At 67.9% G+C, this 2835-nt stretch carries 3 protein-coding genes; all 3 read left to right on the top strand.

The annotated features are described in order from the left end of the window. Positions 1-604 precede the first annotated feature (604 nt). Positions 605-2059, top strand: a complete 1455-nt coding sequence (locus ALI22I_RS00015) for a family 43 glycosylhydrolase (protein WP_077003543.1) — start codon at positions 605-607, stop codon at positions 2057-2059. Between the two features lie 49 nt (positions 2060-2108). Continuing rightward, positions 2109-2321 carry a hypothetical protein gene (locus ALI22I_RS00010; RefSeq protein ID WP_143531819.1) on the top strand — a complete coding sequence of 71 codons (213 nt, stop codon included), beginning with the start codon at positions 2109-2111 and terminating at the stop codon, positions 2319-2321. 152 nt (positions 2322-2473) lie between these two features. Further along, positions 2474-2835, top strand: a 362-nt coding sequence (locus tag ALI22I_RS00005) for a family 43 glycosylhydrolase (RefSeq protein ID WP_179118010.1), incomplete at its 3' end; no start/stop codon positions are given.

Genomic DNA, 2835 nt, shown 5'->3' with positions numbered 1-2835 from the left:
CACCACCGCGGTACACGACCTCGACACCCACAGACTGCACCGTACCCGCATCCTGGGCGGACTCGTCAACGAGCACAGACATGCCGCTTGACCAGCAACGATGACTTTTCGAGCGGCACAGGCCCCTCGCCTGATCAAGCTCGGAAACGGTCACTGACGCCACACCACACGATCATGCCCTGGAGGCTCAGGGCGCACGATCGCCGCAGCTCGGCTCCCCAGTGCGCAGTTCTGGCACCCCACACCCGGCGAGTCGGGTCCGCGCCGCAGCGGGCTTCGGCACCGCGAGTCAGTGCAGTGTTCCGCGCCGACAAGATCTCGCAAGGGGCGCCGGTGGGCGCGTTCCTGTTATCGCTAACAGCGTTGTTGTTCGGGCAGGACCTGGGTGACCAGCCTGTTGGATCACGGATGTGAACCCGCCGGACTGCCACGACCTGGCATGTTAACGAATGCAACGTATGGCTCAAGTTCGAATACGACCAATCAGCGGATGCCTGACCGCCGGAAGATGCAACTTTCTGGAAAGTAGGTCTTGAGCTGCGCGGACAGCCGCTGTTAGCGTTCACACCCCGCGCTACCTCGACCCCCACGATGGAGTGGACCGATGAACGCTGCTGTTCCCAGGCGGTTTGTCCGCAGGCTGGCTGTGGTCGCGTTGGCGGTCGCGACCGCATTCGCAGGCCTGGTGGTGGTGATGCCCGCGGCGCACGCGTCGCCCGCCGTGCAGTTCACGAATCCGTTGGCGGAGCAGCGGGCGGACCCGCACATCTTCAAGCACACCGACGGCTTCTACTACTTCACCGCGACCGTGCCGGAGTACGACCGGATCGTGCTGCGCCGGGCGACCACGATCCAGGGCCTGGCGAGCGCGCCGGAGACCGTGATCTGGCGCAAGCACGCCACCGGCGAGATGGGCGCGCACATCTGGGCGCCGGAGATCCACTTCATCAACGGCAAGTGGTACGTCTACTTCACCGCCGGGCGGTCCGACGACAAGTGGCGCATCCGGATGTACGTGCTGGAGACCGCCGACCCCAACCCGATCACCGGCACCTGGGTGGAGCGCGGGCGGATCGTCACGCCGTGGGACACGTTCTCGCTCGACGAGACCACGTTCGTGGCGAACGGCGTGCGGTACCTGAGTTGGGCGCAGGCCGAGCCCGGCGCCGACTCCAGCATCTACATCGCGCGGATGGGCGCCGACCCGTGGACGATCACCGGGACGGTGACGAAGCTGACCTCTCCGACGTTGGCTTGGGAGACCCGCAGGAACAGGGTCAACGAGGGACCGGCGGTGATCCAGCGCGACGGCCGGATCTTCCTGACCTACTCCGCCAGCGCCACCGACGCGAACTACTGCCTCGGCATGCTGTCCGCGTCATCGACGGCCGACCTGCTCAACCCCTCGTCGTGGACCAAAAGTCAGACCCCGGTGTTCGCCAGCAACGACGCGACGAGCCAGTACGGGCCGGGCCACAACTCGTTCACGGTGTCCGAGGACGGGCAGAGCGACATCCTCGTCTACCACGACCGTAGCTACCGCGACATCGTCGGTGACCCGCTCCTCAACCCCGACCGCCGCACCCGCGTGCAGAAGATCTACTGGAACGCCGACGGCACGCCGAACTTCGGCATCCCGGTCGCCGACGGCGTCACCCCGGTGCGGCTCAAGTCGTACAACTTCCCGGACCGGTTCGTGCGGCACTGGGAGTACCGGGCCAGGGTCGAGGCCAACGTCAACCCGTTGGCGGACTCGCAGTTCCGGATCGTGACCGGCCTCAACGGCTCCGGCACGGTGTCGCTGGAGTCGACCAACTTCCCGGGCTACTACCTGCGGCACCGCAACTACGAGTTCTGGGTGCAGCGCGACGACGGCACGGCCCTGTTCAAGAACGACGCCAGCTTCTTCCAGCGCGCGGGCCTGGCCGACAGCTCGGCGGTGTCGTTCGAGGCGCAGAACTTCCCCGGCCGCTATCTGCGCCACAACGGCACCACCGTCAACCTGACCACCGCGACCGACACCGTCGCCCGCGCCGACTCCACGTTCATCCTGGAGTGACGCTCCCGGCCCACCCGACCGCCCGCAGTCACACACCACGAGAGGATCCATGAGGTCGATGCGCCGTCGGTACGCGTTGCTCGCCACCACCGCCGTCATCGGCCTCCTCGGGGCGGTCGGGTGCGGCACGGGTGGCACCGAGTCACCCCGCAGGACGGTCCACCTGTCGTTCTGGAGCGGTTACGCCGGTCCGGTGCCGTCGGCGTTGGAGACCGTGGTCGGTGACTTCCACGCCGCCGGTCCGGCGCCCCACCGCCGGTAGCCGAGCCTCCGGTGGCCGGGCGGTAGTCAGCCCGGCGCCGCCCCCGCGCCGCTCCACCCGACCGTGGAGCCGGTCACGCCTGTCCCTGTGTCGTGTAACGCGGCCGTGCGCGCCCGCACGAGTCCGAACCCTGTGGCACCCCCGGAGTGGTCATGCTGTCTTCCCGGTCCCGTCCAGCCTCGCGGCGTCTGCTGTCGCTCGTCGCGGCCTTCCTCGTGGCGCTGTCGTCAGTGCTGGTCGGCCAGGGCGTCGCGGTCGCTGCGGCCGGCCCGTCGTTCGTCAACCCCGTCGTGCCCCTGCCGAACAGCGCGGACCCCACGCTGGTCACCTACAACGGCGCGTACTACTACGTGGCGACGACCTGGACCTCCGACATCGTGATGCGCAAGTCCACCACGATCGCCGCCCTGCGCAGCGCCCCCGAGCAGAAGGTCTTCACGGCCACCCAGGACGACGGCTGCTGCACGATGTGGGCCCCGCACCTGGAGCAGATCAACAACCGCTGGTACCTCTA

Origin of the sequence: Saccharothrix sp. ALI-22-I, assembly GCF_001984175.1 — a bacterium.
GTDB lineage: Bacteria > Actinomycetota > Actinomycetes > Mycobacteriales > Pseudonocardiaceae > Actinosynnema.
This window is presented reverse-complemented; position numbering and strand designations above follow the sequence as displayed.